The organism is Haemophilus sp. UMB1048, assembly GCF_030218125.1.
Lineage (GTDB): Bacteria > Pseudomonadota > Gammaproteobacteria > Enterobacterales > Pasteurellaceae > Haemophilus_D.
Map to the genome: position 1 here is coordinate 208,603 of NZ_JASOPB010000003.1, position 20,766 is coordinate 229,368.

General features: G+C 38.8%; 23 protein-coding genes and 2 tRNA genes. 5 read left to right on the forward strand and 20 right to left on the reverse strand.

The window, feature by feature from the left end; all coding sequences use genetic code 11:
* Nucleotides 1-46: 46 nt before the first annotated feature.
* The 6 genes from lnt to galT all read right to left on the reverse strand — a co-directional run bounded on the left by lnt (nucleotide 47) and on the right by galT (nucleotide 6,593).
* A complete protein-coding gene (gene lnt, locus QP437_RS04225; protein WP_285267049.1) occupies nucleotides 47-1,579 on the reverse strand; it encodes an apolipoprotein N-acyltransferase in 1,533 nt (510 codons plus the stop codon).
* A 78-nt stretch (nucleotides 1,580-1,657) separates the two neighbouring features.
* The gene (corC, locus tag QP437_RS04230) at nucleotides 1,658-2,551 is read right to left on the reverse strand and encodes a CNNM family magnesium/cobalt transport protein CorC (RefSeq protein WP_285267050.1); all 894 of its coding nucleotides are present in this window, start codon (nucleotides 2,549-2,551) and stop codon (nucleotides 1,658-1,660) included.
* 171 nt (nucleotides 2,552-2,722) lie between these two features.
* Nucleotides 2,723-3,244 carry a hypothetical protein gene (locus QP437_RS04235; RefSeq protein ID WP_177989933.1) on the reverse strand — a complete coding sequence of 174 codons (522 nt, stop codon included), beginning with the start codon at nucleotides 3,242-3,244 and terminating at the stop codon, nucleotides 2,723-2,725.
* Nucleotides 3,245-3,309: 65 nt separating this feature from the next.
* Nucleotides 3,310-4,344 (reverse strand): galactose-1-epimerase, encoded by a 1,035-nt coding sequence (gene galM / locus QP437_RS04240; protein ID WP_285267051.1) that lies wholly within the window; start codon nucleotides 4,342-4,344, stop codon nucleotides 3,310-3,312.
* Nucleotides 4,338-5,492: a galactokinase gene (gene galK, locus QP437_RS04245; RefSeq protein WP_285267052.1), complete on the reverse strand. Its 1,155-nt coding sequence runs from the start codon at nucleotides 5,490-5,492 to the stop codon at nucleotides 4,338-4,340. The genes galM and galK overlap by 7 nt, the downstream gene beginning before the upstream one ends.
* Nucleotides 5,493-5,546: 54 nt before the next feature.
* Nucleotides 5,547-6,593 (reverse strand): galactose-1-phosphate uridylyltransferase, encoded by a 1,047-nt coding sequence (gene galT / locus QP437_RS04250; RefSeq protein WP_285267053.1) that lies wholly within the window; start codon nucleotides 6,591-6,593, stop codon nucleotides 5,547-5,549.
* Nucleotides 6,594-6,808: 215 nt separating this feature from the next.
* Here galT and QP437_RS04255 point away from each other — a divergent pair, with 215 nt between their 5' ends.
* From QP437_RS04255 to QP437_RS04275, 5 genes are all read left to right on the forward strand, one after another.
* Nucleotides 6,809-7,816, forward strand: coding sequence for a substrate-binding domain-containing protein (locus QP437_RS04255; protein ID WP_065244398.1), 1,008 nt, complete (start codon nucleotides 6,809-6,811; stop codon nucleotides 7,814-7,816).
* A 180-nt stretch (nucleotides 7,817-7,996) separates the two neighbouring features.
* Nucleotides 7,997-8,992 (forward strand): galactose/glucose ABC transporter substrate-binding protein MglB, encoded by a 996-nt coding sequence (gene mglB / locus QP437_RS04260; protein ID WP_014064930.1) that lies wholly within the window; start codon nucleotides 7,997-7,999, stop codon nucleotides 8,990-8,992.
* 77 nt (nucleotides 8,993-9,069) lie between these two features.
* On the forward strand, nucleotides 9,070-10,584 hold the full coding sequence (gene mglA, locus QP437_RS04265) for a galactose/methyl galactoside ABC transporter ATP-binding protein MglA (RefSeq protein ID WP_165816451.1): 1,515 nt from the start codon (nucleotides 9,070-9,072) through the stop codon (nucleotides 10,582-10,584).
* An 18-nt stretch (nucleotides 10,585-10,602) separates the two neighbouring features.
* Nucleotides 10,603-11,613 (forward strand): galactose/methyl galactoside ABC transporter permease MglC, encoded by a 1,011-nt coding sequence (mglC, locus tag QP437_RS04270; RefSeq protein WP_049373959.1) that lies wholly within the window; start codon nucleotides 10,603-10,605, stop codon nucleotides 11,611-11,613.
* A 76-nt stretch (nucleotides 11,614-11,689) separates the two neighbouring features.
* On the forward strand, nucleotides 11,690-12,346 hold the full coding sequence (locus tag QP437_RS04275; protein WP_285267054.1) for a class I SAM-dependent methyltransferase: 657 nt from the start codon (nucleotides 11,690-11,692) through the stop codon (nucleotides 12,344-12,346).
* A 35-nt stretch (nucleotides 12,347-12,381) separates the two neighbouring features.
* On the opposite strand, the gene iscX is transcribed toward QP437_RS04275, so the two are convergent.
* From iscX to QP437_RS04345, 14 genes are all read right to left on the reverse strand, one after another.
* A complete protein-coding gene (gene iscX, locus QP437_RS04280; protein WP_285267055.1) occupies nucleotides 12,382-12,576 on the reverse strand; it encodes a Fe-S cluster assembly protein IscX in 195 nt (64 codons plus the stop codon).
* Nucleotides 12,576-12,917, reverse strand: coding sequence for an ISC system 2Fe-2S type ferredoxin (gene fdx, locus QP437_RS04285; RefSeq protein ID WP_005696659.1), 342 nt, complete (start codon nucleotides 12,915-12,917; stop codon nucleotides 12,576-12,578). Before fdx ends, iscX begins: the two co-directional genes overlap by 1 nt.
* A gap of 45 nt (nucleotides 12,918-12,962) precedes the next feature.
* Nucleotides 12,963-14,819: a Fe-S protein assembly chaperone HscA gene (hscA, locus tag QP437_RS04290; RefSeq protein WP_285267056.1), complete on the reverse strand. Its 1,857-nt coding sequence runs from the start codon at nucleotides 14,817-14,819 to the stop codon at nucleotides 12,963-12,965.
* 40 nt (nucleotides 14,820-14,859) lie between these two features.
* Complete coding sequence (locus QP437_RS04295) at nucleotides 14,860-15,546, reverse strand: DUF2625 domain-containing protein (RefSeq protein ID WP_285267057.1); 687 nt, start codon at nucleotides 15,544-15,546, stop codon at nucleotides 14,860-14,862.
* Nucleotides 15,547-15,620: 74 nt separating this feature from the next.
* On the reverse strand, nucleotides 15,621-16,142 hold the full coding sequence (hscB, locus tag QP437_RS04300) for a Fe-S protein assembly co-chaperone HscB (RefSeq protein ID WP_285267058.1): 522 nt from the start codon (nucleotides 16,140-16,142) through the stop codon (nucleotides 15,621-15,623).
* A gap of 9 nt (nucleotides 16,143-16,151) precedes the next feature.
* On the reverse strand, nucleotides 16,152-16,475 hold the full coding sequence (gene iscA, locus QP437_RS04305; RefSeq protein WP_285267059.1) for an iron-sulfur cluster assembly protein IscA: 324 nt from the start codon (nucleotides 16,473-16,475) through the stop codon (nucleotides 16,152-16,154).
* Between the two features lie 9 nt (nucleotides 16,476-16,484).
* On the reverse strand, nucleotides 16,485-16,955 hold the full coding sequence (locus QP437_RS04310) for a hypothetical protein (protein WP_285267060.1): 471 nt from the start codon (nucleotides 16,953-16,955) through the stop codon (nucleotides 16,485-16,487).
* 18 nt (nucleotides 16,956-16,973) lie between these two features.
* On the reverse strand, nucleotides 16,974-17,426 hold the full coding sequence (locus QP437_RS04315; protein ID WP_285267061.1) for a hypothetical protein: 453 nt from the start codon (nucleotides 17,424-17,426) through the stop codon (nucleotides 16,974-16,976).
* A gap of 84 nt (nucleotides 17,427-17,510) precedes the next feature.
* Complete coding sequence (gene iscU / locus QP437_RS04320; RefSeq protein WP_285267062.1) at nucleotides 17,511-17,894, reverse strand: Fe-S cluster assembly scaffold IscU; 384 nt, start codon at nucleotides 17,892-17,894, stop codon at nucleotides 17,511-17,513.
* Between the two features lie 54 nt (nucleotides 17,895-17,948).
* Nucleotides 17,949-19,163 carry an IscS subfamily cysteine desulfurase gene (locus QP437_RS04325; RefSeq protein ID WP_285267063.1) on the reverse strand — a complete coding sequence of 405 codons (1,215 nt, stop codon included), beginning with the start codon at nucleotides 19,161-19,163 and terminating at the stop codon, nucleotides 17,949-17,951.
* 63 nt (nucleotides 19,164-19,226) lie between these two features.
* Nucleotides 19,227-19,682 carry a Fe-S cluster assembly transcriptional regulator IscR gene (iscR, locus tag QP437_RS04330; RefSeq protein WP_054418259.1) on the reverse strand — a complete coding sequence of 152 codons (456 nt, stop codon included), beginning with the start codon at nucleotides 19,680-19,682 and terminating at the stop codon, nucleotides 19,227-19,229.
* A 59-nt stretch (nucleotides 19,683-19,741) separates the two neighbouring features.
* The gene (gene trmJ, locus QP437_RS04335) at nucleotides 19,742-20,461 is read right to left on the reverse strand and encodes a tRNA (cytosine(32)/uridine(32)-2'-O)-methyltransferase TrmJ (RefSeq protein ID WP_285267064.1); all 720 of its coding nucleotides are present in this window, start codon (nucleotides 20,459-20,461) and stop codon (nucleotides 19,742-19,744) included.
* A 123-nt stretch (nucleotides 20,462-20,584) separates the two neighbouring features.
* A tRNA-Lys gene (locus tag QP437_RS04340) sits at nucleotides 20,585-20,660 on the reverse strand.
* Between the two features lie 29 nt (nucleotides 20,661-20,689).
* Nucleotides 20,690-20,765 (reverse strand) — tRNA-Lys (locus QP437_RS04345).
* Nucleotide 20,766: the final 1 nt, after the last annotated feature.

The window sequence follows — 20,766 nt, forward strand, 5'->3', positions numbered from 1 at the left end:
AAATTTATTTTTCCCTCACGTTAAAAAAGTGCGGTCGTTTTGACTGCTATTTTTGTGAAAGGTTCAAGCGGCGTTTTAATAACGTCGTGAAGCCACGTAATAACACAAAAATCAATGACAACACATAAATAGGTAAATTACCTAATGCTGCATAAGGCGTTTTGCCTTCTGTTGGCACCATTTTATGGGTCAGCGTTGTTTCCTCAAATTGAGGTGCTTGGGCTTCAATATTACCCTTTGCATCAATAAACACTGAAATCCCTGTATTCGTTGCACGAATTAATGGTTTACCTAATTCGAGCGCGCGCATTCTAGCCATTTGTAAATGCTGCCAAGGGCCAATACTATCACCAAACCATGCATCATTAGAAATAGTCAGCAAATAATCTGTTTCTTTTTTCAGATTTTCACGAAGTTGCTCACCAAAAATAATTTCATAACAAATCGCTGGCGCAAAAGCATGTTGTTTTGCCATAAAAGATGGCTGTACCGCATCGCCACTTTGGAACGCTGACATTGGCAAATTAAATACGGAATTAAGTGGACGTAACAAACTTTCTAACGGCACATATTCACCAAATGGTACGAGATGATGTTTGCTGTAACGATTTTTTGTTGTTAATTCATAAGGGAAATCAAGATTCCCTGCCGTCACAATGGAATTTAATAATTTACCGCTTTGTTCATCACGATATACGGTACCAATCATCACTTCCGTGTTTTTCTCTTTTGCAACTTTATCTAAAGCTTCAAAAAATGGTGTAATAGTATTTTCCAAAGTTGGCAATGCCGACTCAGGTAAAATAATCAAATCAGACGTGCCTAAATGCGCCAAAATTTGTTTTTGATAGATGTCTACAGTGGTATAAAGATATTCAGGATCCCATTTTAAATTTTGCTCAATATTACCTTGTGCAAGGGTGACGGTTAATCCTTTATCTCCTTTTGGTTGAACAAAATTCACCTTACCTGCATAAGCACTTAATCCACCCACAACCAATAATAGCAATGCATTCACACCGACTAAATTCCATTGTTTTTTCGATAGTGAAAAAACAAGATTAAAAATGACCGCACTAGCCCAAACGGTAAAAAATGTTAGCCCCGTGACACCAAAGATCGGCGCGATGCCGAAAAATGGACTGTCGATTTGGGTATAACCAAATTGTAACCAAGGAAAACCGGTAAACACCCATCCACGCAAGAATTCAGTCAATGTCCAAATCGCGGCAAAAATGACCGCACTTTGTACCTGAAAACGCTGCACTAAATAAGTGAAAAGCATTGGATAAAGTGCAAGGTAGGCCGAAAGTAAGCCCACCAAGAGATAGCTCACGCCAAGGGAAGCGCCACCAAATTGATGAATGCTGACATTTAACCAACTTACACCAAAACAGAAAAAGCCCATCGACCACAAAAAAGTGGCCAAAAGTGCGGTTGATTTTTTGGCATTTTTCGCCACAAAAAGCAATCCGCCCAACGATACATAAGCTAATCCCCAATAATCAAACGGAGAAAAGGCAAATACGCCAATTACGCCAGAAATCAGGGCTATAAGATAAACGACTAATTTATTCATTTTATCCATACTACAAAAAAACATTCCCCCTCTTTAGCAAAGAGGGGGCTAAGAATACGGTCAAACTGAGTAACTTACTCAAGCTTGCTCTTCCACGCCTTCCATATCCGTCAAATGCTCATCTGGCACGGTTACACGTACCTGAATTAAACGGCGACTATCGGCAGAAGTCACTTTAAATTGAATATTTTCTAAGGTGATTTCTTCACCACGCTTAGGCAAATACCCAAAGGCTTGCATGATTAAACCACCAATGGTATCCACTTCTTCATCATCAAAATGCGTATTAAATTGTGCATTAAAATCATCAATATCCGTTAGTGCACGCACGGCATAAGTGTGGCGAGAAAGCTGACGAATATCTGCGACATCTTCCTCATCAAATTCGTCTTCAATATCACCGACAATTTGTTCGAGAATATCTTCGATAGTCACCAAACCTGATACCGCACCAAACTCATCCACCACAATCGCCATATGGAAACGCTCAGAGCGAAAATCTTTTAGCATACGATCGACACGTTTACTTTCCGGCACAATCACAACTGGACGTAACAACTTGGAAAGTTCGAACTCTTCCGCATCTTCACGTAAAAACTTAAGCAAATCTTTTGCGTGCAAAATACCTTCAATATTATCGCGGTCATCCGTATCTGCAATCACAGGAAAACGAGAGTGGGCCGATTCAATAATGGTATTCAAGCAGGCATCGAGATCTTGATTCGATTCAATAAATACAATTTGCGAGCGTGGAATCATGATATCGCGCACACGAAGCTCTGCAATTTCCATTACCCCTTCAATCATCTCACGAGTGTTTTGATCGATTAAATCGTTTTGTTCTGAATCGCGAATCACTTCGACGAGTTCTTCACGGTTTTTCAACTCACCTTGGAAAAAACGACCAATAAGTGATTGGAAGAAAGATTTTTTAGTTGTTTCAGTTTGATTACTCGAATGTTCTTCGTTCATAAAATTAAATGTGTTACTGTCGGATTGACTGTGTAAAAAGTAGCATATTTTGACAAAAATCGCAAAAAACTTAAGCTAAATGGCTGAAAATAAAGTGCGGTTAAAAACTTGGTAATTTTTAACCGCTCTTAAACAAATAACCACAAAACTTTAGAAAATAAGCTATATTCATCAATCCTTCGTAATAGCTATATCTGAAAGAATTAAAAGACAACCTTTATCTCTATGATACACGTCACTTATTATCCCTTGCATTTCAACCTTCTGATGTTTCTCTATTCTTTCTTTCGCCCACTCATAATAGTAAGATCCATGCTCTTTTCCTATATCACTAAAAATATAAATATTTTCCTCAACTTTCGTTAAAAGAAATGCTCTTTTTTGATATTCGATTGTTTCCATATAATCACCAGGCAAAACACCGTAATAACGAGTAATTAATAGGAACTCTGGAGAATTAAATTGAACTGGCACGCCCTCAACTGTAATTAAACCTGTGACATAATTCTCTTTATCAGAAGCACATATTTTTTTAACTGAATCAGAAATTACCCCTTTAGAACCATAGTTAATTTGGTTAAGGCCTGAGGTTGCTGTTCTCAACTTGGCTCTAGCATTATCTATTGACAACGCAATATCATGAGCCGAACATCCAGATAAAAGAATCGCTATAAATAAGATTAATTTTTTCATAATATTATTGAAACCTTGGTTAAGTTGAACTATATCATTTATATCTAATAAGATTATAAAATAGGTTAACTATTTAACTTAAACCTAAACTCTGTCCACTGGTAATACCGCTCACCTGCTTTTTGAATACCGCCATAATTTTGCCATTCTGGGTGGTTAGGGGTATCGGGAAGGCATTGAGTTTCAAGTGCGATGCCACTGAAATCTTGATAGGTGCTACCTTCACGAGTTGGAGTGCCGGCAAGATAGTTTCCTGTATATACCTGTAATGCTGCTTGGGATGTGAGCACTTCAAGGCTTAAATCTTCATTAGGGGAAGTCAATAATACACAAGGCTTTTGCCATGCTTTATTGACGATAAAAGAATGATCGTAACCTTTTGTCACCACTTGATCGCCTTGCTGAAAATCTTGTGCAATTGGTTTTGCAACACGAAAATCAAAGCTGGTATTCACCACATGCTTAAGTGGTGAATTTGGGATGCCTTCGCCATCAACCGGTAAATAGAAATCCGCATTGAGGCGTAATGTATGATTTCTCACATCACTACCCTGCTCAGCATTTTCCAAATTGAAATAAGCGTGGTTCGTTAAGTTAAGTGCGGTATCTTTATAGCTTTCTGCTTCATATTCAATTTTTACGCTATTTTCATCGGTTAATGTATAAATCACATTGACTTGTACATTACCTTCAAAACCTTGATCACCATCGGGAGACACAAGGGAAAAACGCACAAAATTCTGACCGCACTCTTCCACTTTCCAACGACGTTTATCAAAACCTTCTTTACCACCATGTAATTGATGATTGCCTTGATTCGCAACCAGCTGGATTGTTTGCTCACCTAATTCAAATTGGGCGTTAGCAATACGGTTCGCATAGCGTCCTACGCTTGCGCCAAAATAAGCAGTTTGATGAGGATAATCTTCCACTTTGCAGCCGAGTAACACTTCTCGCAACTCACCATTCACCGGGACTTTACAAGAAAGCCAAGTGGCTCCCCAATCCATAAATTGCACCATCATGCCATTTGAATTGGTGAGTTGAACAAGTTGATAAGGCTGTCCATCTGGTGCATTGAACGCCGTTTTTTCTAGCATAGACTCACTCCTTGTGAGGCTGTGCAAACGTAGAAATCTTCTTTTAAACCCGTTTGTTTCTCATAATTATCGGCAATAATTTTACGCACTTCTTCAACTTTATCATGAGGTGCAAGGGCAACAATGCAGCCACCAAAACCACCGCCTGTCATTCTCGCACCACCGGTTTTACCAATCACTAATTGAGCAAGTTCAACAAGATAATCGATTTGCGGTACGGTAATCTCAAAATCGTCACGCATGGACTCGTGAGATTGCCCCATTAACTCGCCTAATTTTGTTAAATCGTTATGTTTTAACGCTTCAACCGCATCAAGCACACGTTGATTTTCAGTCACCACATGGCGTGCACGTTTCGCCACTAAAGAATTAAGTGCGGTCAATTCTGCTTCTCTTTTTTGGAATTCTTCTACTGACACATCACGCAACGCTTTCACATCAAAGAATTCTGCCGCTTTTTCACATTGCCAACGGCGTGTATTGTATTCACCCGTCACCAAATCATGGGGTACATTTGAGTTCACAATAATAACAGCAACATCTTTCGGCACAGGTGTTGGCTGTGTTTTTAAGCTACGGCAATCAATCATTAAGAGATGATCTTTTTGTCCTAAAGCGGAAATTAATTGATCCATGTTCCCGCAATTTGCACCTACAAATTTGTTTTCAGCTTTTTGACCAATTAAAGCAATCTCTGTATGTGTTAAAGGTAAATCACTGAGTTGTTGGCAGAACTTACCCGTCGCTACTTCAAGAGCAGCAGAAGAACTCAAACCAGAAGAATGTGGCACATTTCCTGAAATGACCAAATCAGCACCCTGTTTAAATTGTGGACAACGTTCTTGAATAAATTTCACCACACCACGCACATAATTCGCCCATTTTTGCTCACTTTGAGGGAAATCTTCATCAAGAGAAAAGGTATCCTCAAGATCAAGATCTGCTGCATAAACATTCCAAATATGATCAGTACGTTTTGATCCCGCAATGGCTGTACCATAATTGATCGCACAAGGCATTACAAAGCCATCATTGTAGTCGGTATGTTCACCGATAATATTCACACGACCTGGTGCATACACGGTCAGTTCAGGTTGCTTATTATATTTTTGAGTAAAAATGTGTTGGGATTTTTGGACTGGAGTCATATTATTTTCCTTTATCTTTCACACTCCCTCTTAACTCAAGAGGGAAAGGATTTCTTAACGTTCTTTGTAATGTACTTCGCTTAACGCACGTAATCTTTCTGCTGCTTGTTCAGCGGTGAGGTCACGTTGGCTTTCACCTAGCATTTCATAGCCCACCATAAATTTGCGAACCGTAGCAGAACGCAACAACGGTGGATAAAAATGTGCATGAAGCTGCCAATGTTCGTTATCTTCACCATTAAATGGTGCTGCATGGAAGCCCATCGAATAAGGGAAAGACGTTTCAAATAAGTTATCGTATTTTGTTGCCAGTTTTTTCAATATCACGGCAAGATCTTTAGCTTGAGCCTCGGTTAATTCTGTTAAGCGTTTTACATGCACTTTTGGCAATAACAGGGTTTCAAACGGCCACACCGCCCAATAAGGCACCACCGCAACCCAATGCTCGGTTTCCACCACAATACGTTCTTTTTTCTCTAATTCTTTTTGAACGTAATCCACTAAAAGTACAGAGCCGTGTTTTTCATAATAATTTCGTTGAGCAACATCTTCACGCGCGACTTCATTCGGTAAAAAGCTGTTTGCCCAAATTTGTCCGTGCGGATGGGGATTGGAACATCCCATTGCCGCGCCTTTATTTTCGAAAATCTGTACCCACTGATATTTTTGACCCAGTTCACGCAATTGCTCTTGCCACACTTTAATTACTTCTTCAATTTCAAGTGCGGTCAATAATGGCAAGGTTTTGCTGTGATCTGGTGAAAAACAAATAACACGGCTTTCACCACGAGCTTGGCTCATTTGGAAAAGAGGATCGGCTGATTGCTCTGGCGCGGGTGTATCTTCTAATAAAGCCGAGAAATCATTTTTGAATACATAAGGTTTATGGTAATCCGGATTAGGTTCGCCAGTGATACGTTTATTACGCGGGCAAAGATAACAATTTGGATCGTGGCTTGGCTTTTGTTCCTCACTCACTTTTTCTTGTTGCCCCTGCCATGGACGTTTAGCACGATGTGGCGAGATTAAAACCCATTGATCAATTAACGGATTATAACGACGATGTGGATGATCTGTCGGTTCAAATACGGTTTCGCTCATATTTTTGCTCCAAAATGTAAACGATTACAAAAAATTTTCTCATAAGATAACAAATTAAAAAAAATAAACCGTGATCATTATCACAAAATCAGGAAATAAGCCGCTCATCCAATCACTTTTTTGTGACGAATGTAGCATTTTTGAAAGTAACCGCTTTCAATTTTATTCAAATTTACTATGATAATTGCTATGAAAAAATGAATGAGAGCCCTGTTATGCCTACAATTCGAGATGTTGCTGAATTAGCTTGCGTGTCGGTTGCCACTGTTTCCCGGGTGATTAATCGCTCCCCATCTGTGAGTGAAAAAACCCGTTATTCGGTACAACGTGCAATGGAAGTCTTAAATTATCAACCCAATGCAAACGCACAAGCTCTGGCAGTACAAAATACTGATACCATTGGCGTGGTGGTTACCGATGTAACGGATCCGTTCTTTGCTATCTTGGTTAAATCGGTCGATAAAGTCGCTGAAGAGCATCAGAAAACGATTTTGATCGGCATTGGATACCATCATGCAGAAAAAGAGCGTGAAGCCATTGATACCTTGCTACGCAAGCGTTGTAGCTGTTTGGTCGTTCATTCCAAAGCCCTTTCTGACGAAGAGTTACAGCATTATTTAGAAAATGTACCCGGTATGGTGGTGATTAACCGTGTGATTGCAGGTTATGAAAATCGTTGCGTCAGCCTTGATAACCGCCAAGGTACCTATCTTGCCACTGAAATACTGATTCGTTATGGCCATAAGCACATCGCCTATATTGGTTCCAACCACGGTATTTTAGATGAAACTGAGCGCAAGGAAGGCTACTTAGAGGCCTTAGAAGCACATAACTTCCCCATTGTAGAACAAGCCATTGTGCATAATTCGCCTGATTTTGAGGGCGGTGAGAAAGCCATGATTGATTTATTGAGCTACAACTCCAATTTAACTGCAGTGGTGGCCTATAACGATACAATGGCAGCGGGGGCAATTTCCGTTTTAAATGAAAACAATATCAAAGTCCCGAAACAATTTTCCATTGTGGGATTTGATGATATGCCAATTGCTCGATATTTAATCCCAAAACTCACTACAATTAGATATCCAATTGATTTAATGGCAAATTATGCAGCAAAACTAGCGTTAAGTTTAGTCGATTCGTCTATTGTCACACCTACTGTTGTTCAATTTAATCCAACATTGGTGAGACGTTTTTCCGTAGAAAATGCAATAAAACCGTGATGGAGATCACAAATTTAAACATTGCTATGTAATCGTTTTCATTTATGTGAGTTTGATCACAGATTAACAGTTTTGATTTCGTTATGATGAATTCAGTTGCAATAGATGTACGCAACATTCCTCTATTTGATATATAAAAAATCAACAATAAAATCTCTTTCTCTACATAGGAGCGTTTTTATGAAAAAAACAGCAGTATTAAGTGCAGTCGCTTTAGCAATCGGTTTAGGTTCAGCAACTTCAGGTTTCGCAGCCGATAACCGCATTGGTGTTACCATTTATAAATATGATGACAACTTCATGTCATTAATGCGTAAAGAAATCGATAAAGAAGCGAAAGCGCTTGGCGGCATTGAGTTATTAATGAATGACTCTCAAAATGCACAATCTATTCAAAATGACCAAGTGGATGGTTTGCTTTCTAAAGGTGTAAAAGCTTTAGCGATTAACTTAGTAGACCCAGCAGCAGCTTCAACTGTTATCAAGAAAGCTAAACAAGATGACATTCCTGTTGTTTTCTTCAATAAAGATCCAGGTGCAAAAGCAATTGGTAGCTACGATCACGCTTACTATGTTGGTACAGACCCGAAAGAATCTGGTTTAATCCAAGGTGACTTAATTGCGAAACAATGGAAAGCAATGCCAGCCTTCGACTTAAACAAAGACGGTAAAATCCAATATGTATTATTAAAAGGTGAGCCAGGCCACCCAGACGCAGAAGCACGTACTAAATATGTGATTGAGCAATTAAATGCTAAAGGTATCCAAACCGAGCAATTATTTATTGATACCGGTATGTGGGATGCAGCAATGGCTAAAGATAAAGTGGATGCATGGTTATCTAGCTCTAAAGCTAACGAAATTGAAATGATTATTTCAAACAATGACGGTATGGCATTAGGTGCATTAGAAGCAACCAAAGCACACGGTAAAAAATTACCAATCTTTGGTGTAGATGCATTACCAGAAGTACTTCAATTAATTAAGAAAGGCGAAATTGCTGGTACTGTGTTAAACGATGGCGTTAACCAAGGTAAAGCAGTTGTTCAACTTTCTGCAAACCTTGCTAACGGTAAAGCTGCAACAGAAGGTACACAATGGAAATTAGAAAACCGTGTGGTACGTATCCCTTATGTTGGTGTAGATAAAGATAACCTAAGTGAATTCTTAAAATAAGAAAATCTATTGCTTTTCTTTAATTTTAGGGGAAAGGAAACCCAAATTCCCTTTCCCCTTTTTTGATGAGGTTGGATATGACAACTCAAACCCAAGACAGTGATGTACTACTGACAATGACGGATGTCAGTAAGTCTTTCCCCGGTGTAAAAGCCCTTGATCACGCCAATCTAACAGTTCGTTCTCACTCTGTTCACGCCTTGATGGGCGAAAACGGGGCGGGTAAATCTACATTATTAAAATGCCTCTTCGGAATTTATGCAAAAGACGAAGGTGAAATTTTATTCTTAGGCAAACCTGTTGATTTTAAAACATCAAAAGAAGCCCTTGAAAATGGGATTTCAATGGTTCACCAAGAACTTAACTTGGTGCGTCAAACCAGTGTAATGGATAATTTATGGTTGGGTCGCTACCCACTTAAAGGTCCTTTTGTGGATCACGCCAAAATGTATCGTGATACCAAAGCGATTTTCGATGAATTGGATATTGATGTTGATCCAAAAGAAAAAGTGGCCAAACTTTCCGTTTCACAAATGCAGATGATCGAAATTGCGAAAGCGTTCTCTTATAACGCTAAAATCGTAATTATGGATGAGCCAACATCCTCACTTTCAGAAAAAGAAGTGGAGCATCTTTTCAAAATTATTCAAAAATTAAAAGATCGCGGTTGTGGCATTATCTATATTTCACACAAAATGGATGAAATCTTCAAAATTTGTGATGAAATCACCATTCTTCGTGATGGTAAATGGATCAATACCGTTGAAGTTAAAGGCACCACCATGGAAGAAATTGTTTCAATGATGGTTGGCCGTGAATTAACACAACGTTTCCCTGAAAAAACTAACGTACCAAAAGAAATCACGCTTGAAGTGGAACATTTAACTGCGGTGAATCAACCTTCTATTCAAGATGTTTCCTTTAATTTACGCAAAGGTGAAATTTTAGGTATTGCAGGTCTTGTTGGTGCAAAACGAACCGATATTGTTGAAGCTATTTTTGGTGTACGCGAATTAAAAGAAGGGACGATCAAACTCAACGGAAAAATCGTGAAAAATCATACCGCACTTGAGGCGATTAACCACGGTTTTGCTTTGGTGACTGAGGAACGTCGTTCAACCGGGATTTATTCAAACCTAAGTATTGAATTTAACTCTTTGATTTCAAATATGAAATCTTACCTCACCCCATGGAAATTGCTCAGCAACAAAAAAATGGCGAGCGATACACAATGGGTGATTGATGCGATGAACGTGAAAACACCTTCTCACAAAACAACAATCGGCTCGCTTTCTGGTGGTAACCAACAAAAAGTCATTATCGGCCGTTGGCTTTTAACCCAACCAGATATCTTAATGCTCGACGAACCAACTCGTGGTATTGATATTGGGGCAAAATTTGAAATTTATCAGCTCATTCAAGAACTCGCTAAAAAAGATAAAGGCATCATTATGATTTCATCAGAAATGCCGGAACTATTAGGCGTAACAGACCGAATTTTGGTCATGAGTAATGGTCGTGTTGCCGGCATCGTTGAAACGGCAAAAACGTCTCAAGAAGAAATTTTGCAACTTGCCGCAAAATATTTATAAATCATAAAGGAACAAATTATGAGTGCCTTACCAAAAAATAAATCATTCGATTTCTTAAAACAAAATGCGATTTATTTTGTGTTGTTGATTTTACTTGGCATCATCATCGCACAAGATCCAACATTCTTGAATGTTCGCAACTTTAGTAACATTTTAACTCAATCATCCGTCCGTCTCATTATCGCCCTTGGTGTTGCAGGCTTGCTTATCACTCAAGGTACCGACTTGTCAGCTGGTCGCCAAGTAGGTTTAGCAGCGGTTATTTCTGCTACCCTCTTACAATCAATGGAAAACATGAACCGCGTGTTCCCAGATTTAGGTGAAATTCCTATTCCAGTAGTTATCCTGACTGTTTGTGCGGTAGGTGCTGTAATCGGCTTAGTGAATGGTTTAGTTATCGCTTATCTCAATGTAACCCCGTTCATTGCAACTATGGGTACCATGATCATCGTTTACGGTTTCAACTCACTTTATTATGATGGCGTAGGTGGCTCACCAATTGCAGGTTTCAGTGAATCTTTCTCTAACTTCGCACAAGGCTTCTTCAGACTTGGTTCTTTCAAATTATCCTACATCACTATTTATGCGGCAATTTGTGCATTCTTAGTTTGGGTAATGTGGAATAAAACACGCTTCGGTAAAAATATCTTTGCTATCGGTGGTAACCCTGAAGCCGCAAAAGTATCTGGCGTAAACGTAGCGCGTAACCTTGTTGTGATTTACATGATTGCTGGTATGTTCTATGCATTCGGTGGTATGTTAGAAGCAGGTCGTATCGGTAGTGCTACCAACAACCTTGGTTTCATGTATGAATTAGATGCGATTGCTGCCTGCGTAGTAGGTGGTGTATCTTTCGCCGGTGGTGTGGGTACTGTTATCGGCGTAATCACTGGTGTTATCATCTTCACCGTTATTAACTACGGTTTAACTTACATCGGTGTAAACCCTTACTGGCAATATATCATTAAAGGTAGTATTATTATCCTCGCGGTTGCTATCGACTCCTTAAAATACGCGAAGAAAAAATAATTAAAAACAACGATAAAAATAACCGCACTTTAGTAATAAAGTGCGGTTTATATTTAATATAATCTAAGGATTTAAAATGTCAAACAACGTAAATAAAGATAATTTAACTGTCAATTTCAGTACTGACTGGTTTACTCACAATATCCCTTCTCTATCCTATATTTTTGAACAATTTACACCTCAACGAATCTTAGAAATTGGTTCATTTGAAGGGCGTTCAACTCATTTTTTTACTGAGGAAATGCTTAAATACCATAATGAAATAGAGATTCATTGTATTGATTCTTGGGAAGGTGGATTAGAGCACCAAGGAAAGTGGGATATGGGTTCTGTTGAGCAATCTTTCAATGAGAATATTCAAACATTAATGATTTATGCCAAACAATGCGGAAAATCCCTTAACATTATCAAACATAAAGGATATTCCCATACTAAAATGATTGAACTATTAGCAAAAGGCGAAGCTGGAAAATTTGATTTTATCTATGTAGATGGTTCTCATGAAGCCCCAGATGTACTATTTGATGCTATTTTGGCCCATAAATTAGTAAAAAATAATGGTATTATTGCTTTTGATGACTATTTATGGAGTCCAGAAGAAAATGGAAAACAAAACTACTACCACTTAGTAAAACCTGCTGTTGATGCTTATGTCAATATCTATCAGCAAAAACTCCATGTTTTACAAATGTTGCCAGTTTACCAACTTTATATACAAAAACTATCAGGTTAACTAATTAAAAAGATAATAAGCCTGTGTAATCAGGCTTATTCGTATTCATTTAACCATTTCAACAAAATTGCTTCGAGAATACTCTCGTTAGATTTCATTGGATCATCATCAAAATCGTCTAGTTCACAAATCCACTTATGCAAATCCGTGAAACGTACTGTTTTAGGATCTAAATCTGGATTACGATCATACAGCTCTTCTGCGATGAGTTGGGCATCAGTCCATTTCATTAGTGAGCTGCCTCATTTGCATGGTTAATATTATATTTAGGGATTTCCACCACTAAATCTTCATCACCCACGACACATTGGCAAGAAAGGCGGCTATCCATTTCTAAGCCCCATGCTTTATCTAGCATATCTTCTTCTTGATCGCTGGCTTCATTTAATGAATCAAACCCTTCACGAATAACTACATGGCATGTTGTACAAGCACAAGAACCATCGCAAGCGTGGTGAATTTCAACGCCCGCATTATGTGCCACTTCTAATAAGTTGTCGCCTGCTGCTGCATCAACCACCATACCCTCTGGGCAGAATTCTTCATTCGGTAAAAAAATCACTTTTGGCATATTACTTTCCTCAATATAAAAAACTCGTTAATTTATAACCGCACTTTATTGCTCAATGTCAGATACAGATTTACCTGTAAGCGCTTGATTAATGGATTTATTCATTCGTCTTGCCGCAAATTCTTGAGTCGCGACATCAAGGGCTTTGATTCCCTGAACGATAGCATGACGATCTGCGCCTTCTTTTACATCCATTAGTTGTTTCAATGCATTTTCAATTTGGTGGAATTCGGCTTCGGTTAATAAGTCAGCCCCATCTTGTTGTAATGCTACAATCACGCTTTCAATCACACGATCAGCCTCAACGCGCTGCTCAGCTAATTCACGGGCTTGCATATCATCTTGTGCATTATCAAAAGAAGCTTTAATCATTGCCGTTACTTCTTCATCCGTTAAACCATAAGAAGGCTTAATTTGAATCGATGCTTGGACTTTAGTGGATTTTTCCATGGCGGTCACACTTAATAAGCCATCTGCATCCACTTGATAAGTTACTCGAATATGTGCAGCACCCGCCACCATTGGCGGAATACCACGCAATGTAAAACGACCTAAAGAGCGGCAATCATCCACTAACTCACGCTCACCTTGTACCACATGTACCGTCATCGCTGTTTGACCATCTTTAAAGGTGGTAAATTCTTGCGCGCGAGCCACTGGAATCGTGGTGTTACGTGGAATGATTTTCTCCACTAAACCGCCCATGGTTTCAATACCTAAAGAAAGCGGCACCACATCGAGTAATAACATATCACTGTCATTCTTGTTACCCACTAAAATATCTGCTTGAATTGCCGCACCTAAGGCAACTACTTTATCTGGGTCGATAGAGGTTAATGGGGTTTTACCAAAGAATTCACCCACTTGCTCACGTACGTAAGGCACGCGAGTTGAACCACCAACCATAACCACTTCTTGTACGTCTTCAGCTTCAACATGCGCATCTTTCAATGCACGACGACAGGTTAATAAAGAGCGTTTTACCAATGAGTGGATTAATTCATTGAATTGCTCACGACTTAACTCACCTTCAAATCCGCGCCAAGAAATGACCGCACTTTGCTCACTCGTTAAAGCAATTTTAGTCTGAGTCGCTAAGCTTAAAAGCTCACGCTGCTCATTTACATTTTGTGGTTGAATACCTGCTTGCTCAACAATCCAATCGGCAATTAAATGGTCAAAATCATCACCACCTAAAGCGGTATCCCCACCTGTTGCTAACACTTCAAATACGCCTTTAGATAAACGTAAAATTGAGATATCAAAGGTACCGCCACCTAAGTCATACACAGCAATGACGCCTTCTTTTCCGCTATCTAAGCCATAAGCGACTGCTGCTGCAGTGGGTTCATTTAATAAACGTAATACATTCAACCCTGCAAGACGTGCTGCATCCTTCGTACTTTGGCGTTGAGCATCATCAAAATAAGCGGGTACGGTAATCACCACACCAGAAAGCTCACCTGCAAGGCGTTGTTCTGCAATATGATTTAAACGAGATAAAATATCCGCAGAGACTTCAATTGGGCTTTTTTTGCCTTGATGCGTGACCAATAATGGTAACCCATTTTCACTTGCCACAAACTCATAGGGCAAGTTTGTATAACGAGCTTGCACATCGGCAAGACTACGTCCAATCAAACGTTTTACGGAAATAATCGTATTTTTAGGATCAATTGCAGCTTTTGCAAATGCTTCAGTACCCACAAGTTTTTCATTTTCACCATAATAAACGACTGAAGGGACAAGGCTTCTGTCTTGTTCATCATTTAAAATGGTGGCTTGACCGTTACGTACAGCCGCAACTAAAGAGTTTGTTGTACCTAAATCAATCCCTACCGCAAGACGATGTTGATGGGGTGCTGCCGTTTGTCCTGGCTCTGCAATTTGGAGTAATGCCATATCTCTTTTTATCTCTAATAATTAATTCGTTAAGGGCTCGCTATGCCACTGAATAAGCTTGTGCAAATTTATCTTGTTCGGTGAAACTTGCATTGTAATGCGTTTCAATGTTGACTTCGCATCGTTCACGCTGATTAATATCAGTCGTCTTATCTTCTGAAAGCTCTGGTGTAAAAACAATCATGTGGTTACCATCGAGTTGTTTTACATCTTCTTGCCAATTTTGCCAAAACAGATTTTGGTAAAATGCTTCAATGTCACCATTTAATGCCCAAGCCAAGAAATCCGTATAGGTAAAATTTAAATCATGCCAAGTTAAATCTTTTGGCGAAAAATAATAAATCTTACCGAGATTAGAACCTAAAGAACCACCATTTAAGGCAAAATAACCACCAATGACATCATCTGCAACGAGCAAATATTTTGGTTTATCACCTGATTGATTAAAGGATTTGCTGAAATTCCAGTCCATTAATCCACGTGGTAATTTAAAACTACCTGACCCTAATATACGTAACCAACCATGATGGATTAAAATACCACCGGTTTCATAAATAACCGCCCCCATAGGAGAAGAAGTGGGCATTTGCATGGTGAAAAGCTCACGTTCTGCACTAGATTGATCTTTTTTAATCACATCACAATGATTACGAGCATGCTCAATCCATTGGAAAATGGTTCCCCAAGCAGATTTTGAGGCATCAGTCAGTTGTTCTAAAGTTTGCATAATCGAGTTTCATTAGTATGAGGGCAATTACCCATTTATCAATAGCGAAAAGGGCGTATTAAACGCCCTCAAGATTATAATTCAAATAGACGTTCTTCTACTTGGCTAATTTCATCCGCCAATTTTTTTAGAAAACGTAATTTATCACAGAGCTGTGCAGCAGTTGACCATTGTTGCTCATTTAGTTGTTCTTCAAGTGCGGTCAACATTTCTTTTGTTTCTTTTTTAACGCGTTTTGCAAAGGATTCTAATGCATTTTCATCCTGGCTTTGCTCAATATTTTCGAGCTCTTCTCGCCATTCTAATTGCTGCATTAGGAATGCCATATCTTGTGTGCTCTTTTGCTCTAAATCCTGTACTTTTCCCGTATTTAACGCAATAATCGCTTCTGCGCGTAGAATCGGGTCTTTCAAGGTTTTTAATGCATCATTAACTTCTGTCGACTTTTGCATTGCAATACGTTGTTCTTGCGCATCTGCCGTAACAAAATTATCAGGGTGCAAGCTCTTTTGAAGCACTAAATAGCGTTCAGACAAAAGGGCTTGATCAACATTAAAAGCAACTGGTAAATCAAAAATAGCAAAAGGATTTGTCATTTCTATTCCTTAAACGTGGAAACTTTCACCACAACCACAAGATTCTTTCACGTTCGGGTTGTTATATTTAAAGCCTTCATTCAAGCCTTCTTTAACGTAATCTAGCTCAATGCCATTTAAATAAACCAAGCTTTTTGGATCGACTATGACTTTTACGCCATGCTGCTCAAAAACAAGATCGTCATCATTGAGCACATCCACGAATTCAAGCACATAGCCTAAACCCGAACAACCTGATGTTTTCACACCTAAGCGTAAACCAATGCCTTTTCCACGATTTTCAAGAAAAGTGTGAACTCGTTCTGCTGCTTTTTCAGTTAATGTTATAGACATGATCTATTCCTACATAGTTTTAAATATCATTATTGCTAAAGGTGCCGCCAATAGGTTGATAATGAGTGTTGAGAAAAATGCTGATTTTGCGGAGCGGATAAAAATTGCAGGCTTAAAGAGCACAATTAAACTTGACAATACAAAACAAGCCGCCCCCCAAACAGAATATAGAAGCCAGATAAATTCGCCACCTAAACCGCCATCTTTTGCAAGTAAATAAGAAAGTAATGCATGAAGAGTAAAAGCCAATAAAGCTGAAGCCGTTACAGCAGCACTACGTAATCTCGTATATAAAATAAATGATGCGATCATTGGGCTCCAAAACCAAACTACTAGGTTACGAAAAAATAACTGAATCCGAAGTGAGATTTTAATCTCATAGGAATTTGTAAACTCAAAATAGAGCAAAAGTGCAAGTGGTGTAAGCAAACATAATACCACACTAGCAATGGCAATTTTTTTCTCTAATGTCATAGACATAAATTGTTCCTACATAGTCTAAAGTATCACAATTGATAAAGAAGCTGCGTTGATAATGAGTGTTGAGAAAAATGCTGATTTTGCTGAGCAAGTAAAAATTGTCGGCTTAAATAGCACTATTAAAATTGATAATCCAAAGCAAACTACACACCAAACAGAATATGCAAGCCAGATATATACGCCACCTGGAGCGCTATCTTTTACAAATAAATAAATAAGTAGCACATAGATAGCAAATGCAAGCAAAGCTGCCGCTGATACTGCTGCACTACGTAATCTCGTATATAAAATAAACGATGCAATCATTGCTCCCCAAGACAAAGCTAGGATACCCAAAAATATCTGAATCCGAACTGAAGTTTCTGCTTCATCCAAATAGGAAGCTACAAATACCAAATAAATGGAAAATGCAAGTGATGTAAGCAAACATAATGCCACACTAGCAATCGCAATTTTTTTCTCTAACGTCATGACAACTGCGCCTTTCTAAGAGCTTAATTTCTCGACGCTCATATATTAAGTATAAAGTGCGGTCATTTTCGACCGCACTTTTGATTACTTATCTTGTTTATTTTTGTAGTCTGCAATGGCGGCTTTAATTGCGTCTTCTGCTAAGATTGAGCAGTGTACTTTTACCGGTGGTAATTCAAGTTCTTCCGCAATTTGGCTGTTTTTGATTGTACCTGCTTCATCTAAAGATTTGCCTTTTACCCATTCGGTAATTAAAGAGCTAGAAGCAATCGCAGAACCACAACCATAAGTTTTGAATTTTGCATCTTCAATAATGCCGCTGTCATTTACTTTGATTTGTAACTGCATAACGTCACCACAAGCCGGCGCACCCACCATGCCGGTTCCCACAGAATTATCTTTTTTGTCCATTGAACCAACATTGCGTGGATTTTCGTAATGATCGATAACTTTTTCACTGTATGCCATATTCTTTTCCTTTCCTAAATAAGTTGCTATCAGGCGGTCAAGCCGCCTTGAAAATTAGTGGGCTGCCCACTCAATAGTGTTTAAATCAATGCCTTCTTTGAACATATCCCAAAGTGGGGATAATTCACGAAGTTTCGCTACTGCACCATGCATTAAATTAATGGTGTAATCAATTTCTTCTTCAGTGGTCCAACGACCAAGAGTGAAACGAATTGAGCTATGTGCCAATTCATCATTACGACCTAATGCACGTAATACATAAGATGGCTCTAAACTTGCAGACGTACACGCGGAACCAGAAGATACTGCAATATCACGTAATGCCATCATTAATGACTCACCTTCAACATAGTTAAAGCTGATATTCAAATTATTCGCTACGCGGTGTTCCATTGAACCATTTACATAGGTTTCTTCAATGTCTTTAAGACCATTATATAAACGATCACGTAATACTCGGATACGTGGCATTTCAGTATCCATTTCTTCTTTTGCAATGCGATATGCTTCACCCATACCAACGATTTGGTGTACCGGCAATGTACCTGAACGCATACCACGTTCATGACCACCACCATGGATAATCGCTTCTAAACGAACACGCGGTTTACGGCATACATATAATGCACCAATCCCTTTTGGTCCGTACAATTTGTGGCTAGACATTGACATTAAATCAACCTGTAATTCCGCGAGATTGATTTTGACTTTACCTACACTTTGTGTTGCATCTACATGGAAAATGGTTTTATTTGCACGGCAAAGCTCACCAATTGCTTTAATATCTTGAATCACGCCAATCTCATTATTCACATGCATAATTGACACAACAATTGTGTCTGGACGCAATGCCGCTTTAAATTTCTCAAGATCGATTAAACCATCTTCTTCAGGATCTAAATAAGTGACTTCAAAGCCTTCACGCTCTAACTGACGACAAGTGTCCAATACGGCTTTGTGTTCAGTTTTGCAAGTAATAATGTGCTTACCTTTAGTTTGATAAAAGTGCGCTGCACCTTTAATTGCAAGGTTATCTGCTTCTGTTGCGCCAGAAGTAAATACGATCTCACGTGAGTCTGCGCCAATCAAATCCGCAATTTGATTACGTGCAATATCAACGGCTTCTTCAGCTTGCCAGCCAAATTTATGTGAACGAGATGCTGGATTACCGAATACACCATCAATGGTTAAATATTCCATCATTTTTTTAGCCACACGTTCATCAACTGGACATGTTGCTGCATAATCTAAATAAATTGGTAATTTCATTTTCACTCCTAAATTACTACCAAAAATGCCATCATTTTGACCGCACTTTGATCTACTTTCCTATTATTGGTTAACAACAACCAAATCATCAAAATCTTTGTGAGCTTTATGTTTTCCTGATTTTTTCTCCACAAGCTCTGCTAAAGTGATCTGATCTAAAAAATCAGTAATGCGATCACTTAAATCTTGCCATAAAGAATGAGTTAAACATTCAACCCCACCTTGACAATTTCCCTTTCCAAGGCATCTTGTGACATTAATGTTCTCATTTACGGCAGAGATCACCATACCGATAGAAATTTGATCTGCTGGTAACGCTAAACGATAGCCACCACCCGGACCACGAACGCTTTTTACTAATCCACCACGACGCAATTTTGCAAATAATTGCTCAAGATAAGAAAGTGAAATATTTTGACGTTCTGAGATATCCGCTAAACAAACTGGATCTGTCCCTGCGTGTAATGCGATATCTAAAATTGCGGTAACCGCGTATCGTCCTTTAGATGTAAGTTTCATAAAGCATCCCTATTAATCGTCGTTTGGATAGTTTACATATCTGACTATGATAGTCAATTTTAGTCTTTTTGCAGATTAAGGCGTTTTTCGACCGCACTTAACATTCCACGCAAAATATTTAATTCATTTTTTTCGAGAGAAGAACGGTTATAAAGCCGTCTTAACTTTTGTATAACACCTTGATTTTGAATAAAACCAAGTGATTGATATACCTGTTCCGTATGCGCAAAAAAATACTCCATTTCTTGTGCTGTCGGATAGATATTTTCTATTGTAGAAAGTGTACTTTCCGCTCTTTCTTTAGCTAAAAATGCCATCCGCATTTCATAACTCACTAACTGTACGGCCATCGCTAGATTTAGCGAGGAATATTCAGGGTTAGCGGGAATATTTAAATGATAATGACATTTAAGTAATTCTTCATTTGTGAGCCCAACACGCTCACGACCGAACACAATCGCTACTTGGCCTTGATGAGCACAGGCTTTCTCGGCACATTCTCTAGGTTCAATCAACGTACTCTGTAAATGACGCAATCTCGCACTGGTACCAATTACCAAAGAGCAATCTTCTATTGCTTGCTCAAAAGTATCGACAATTTGGGCATTTCGAACGAGGTCATCTGCGCCAGCGGCTAATGCAATAGATTGTTCATCCACCGATTTTGGTGATACTAAATAGAGATTGGATAATCCCATCGTTTTCATCGCACGTGCAGCAGAACCGATGTTCCCACTGTGTGATGTTTCAACCAAAATAATACGAATATTTTGTAACATTTTTATGCCCGACTTAAAGTTGTGGATATTCTACCATAATAACCGCCAAATATAGTCAAGAATTTTGAAAATATTTTAATTTTTTGTAAATTTTTTAACAAACAGGAGAAATAAGATGTTGACTGGTGGGCTGTGAGAGGCTCGAACTCTCGACCGACGGATTAAGAGTCCGCTGCTCTACCAACTGAGCTAACAACCCAACCGGTTAAAAATGATTTGATAAATGGATGGTGGGTCGTGAAGGATTCGAACCTTCGACCAACGGATTAAAAGTCCGCTGCTCTACCGACTGAGCTAACGACCCA

Bases quoted from the DNA above. Each gene is read 5' to 3' on its own strand.
- lnt (WP_285267049.1), bottom strand. From the start codon at position 1,579: ATGAATAAATTAGTCGTTTATCTTATAGCCCTGATTTCTGGCGTAATT.
- corC (WP_285267050.1), bottom strand. From the start codon at position 2,551: ATGAACGAAGAACATTCGAGTAATCAAACTGAAACAACTAAAAAATCT.
- QP437_RS04235 (WP_177989933.1), bottom strand. From the start codon at position 3,244: ATGAAAAAATTAATCTTATTTATAGCGATTCTTTTATCTGGATGTTCG.
- galM (WP_285267051.1), bottom strand. From the start codon at position 4,344: ATGCTAGAAAAAACGGCGTTCAATGCACCAGATGGACAGCCTTATCAA.
- galK (WP_285267052.1), bottom strand. From the start codon at position 5,492: ATGACTCCAGTCCAAAAATCCCAACACATTTTTACTCAAAAATATAAT.
- galT (WP_285267053.1), bottom strand. From the start codon at position 6,593: ATGAGCGAAACCGTATTTGAACCGACAGATCATCCACATCGTCGTTAT.
- QP437_RS04255 (WP_065244398.1), top strand. From the start codon at position 6,809: ATGCCTACAATTCGAGATGTTGCTGAATTAGCTTGCGTGTCGGTTGCC.
- mglB (WP_014064930.1), top strand. From the start codon at position 7,997: ATGAAAAAAACAGCAGTATTAAGTGCAGTCGCTTTAGCAATCGGTTTA.
- mglA (WP_165816451.1), top strand. From the start codon at position 9,070: ATGACAACTCAAACCCAAGACAGTGATGTACTACTGACAATGACGGAT.
- mglC (WP_049373959.1), top strand. From the start codon at position 10,603: ATGAGTGCCTTACCAAAAAATAAATCATTCGATTTCTTAAAACAAAAT.
- QP437_RS04275 (WP_285267054.1), top strand. From the start codon at position 11,690: ATGTCAAACAACGTAAATAAAGATAATTTAACTGTCAATTTCAGTACT.
- iscX (WP_285267055.1), bottom strand. From the start codon at position 12,576: ATGAAATGGACTGATGCCCAACTCATCGCAGAAGAGCTGTATGATCGT.
- fdx (WP_005696659.1), bottom strand. From the start codon at position 12,917: ATGCCAAAAGTGATTTTTTTACCGAATGAAGAATTCTGCCCAGAGGGT.
- hscA (WP_285267056.1), bottom strand. From the start codon at position 14,819: ATGGCATTACTCCAAATTGCAGAGCCAGGACAAACGGCAGCACCCCAT.
- QP437_RS04295 (WP_285267057.1), bottom strand. From the start codon at position 15,546: ATGCAAACTTTAGAACAACTGACTGATGCCTCAAAATCTGCTTGGGGA.
- hscB (WP_285267058.1), bottom strand. From the start codon at position 16,142: ATGACAAATCCTTTTGCTATTTTTGATTTACCAGTTGCTTTTAATGTT.
- iscA (WP_285267059.1), bottom strand. From the start codon at position 16,475: ATGTCTATAACATTAACTGAAAAAGCAGCAGAACGAGTTCACACTTTT.
- QP437_RS04310 (WP_285267060.1), bottom strand. From the start codon at position 16,955: ATGTCTATGACATTAGAGAAAAAAATTGCCATTGCTAGTGTGGTATTA.
- QP437_RS04315 (WP_285267061.1), bottom strand. From the start codon at position 17,426: ATGACGTTAGAGAAAAAAATTGCGATTGCTAGTGTGGCATTATGTTTG.
- iscU (WP_285267062.1), bottom strand. From the start codon at position 17,894: ATGGCATACAGTGAAAAAGTTATCGATCATTACGAAAATCCACGCAAT.
- QP437_RS04325 (WP_285267063.1), bottom strand. From the start codon at position 19,163: ATGAAATTACCAATTTATTTAGATTATGCAGCAACATGTCCAGTTGAT.
- iscR (WP_054418259.1), bottom strand. From the start codon at position 19,682: ATGAAACTTACATCTAAAGGACGATACGCGGTTACCGCAATTTTAGAT.
- trmJ (WP_285267064.1), bottom strand. From the start codon at position 20,461: ATGTTACAAAATATTCGTATTATTTTGGTTGAAACATCACACAGTGGG.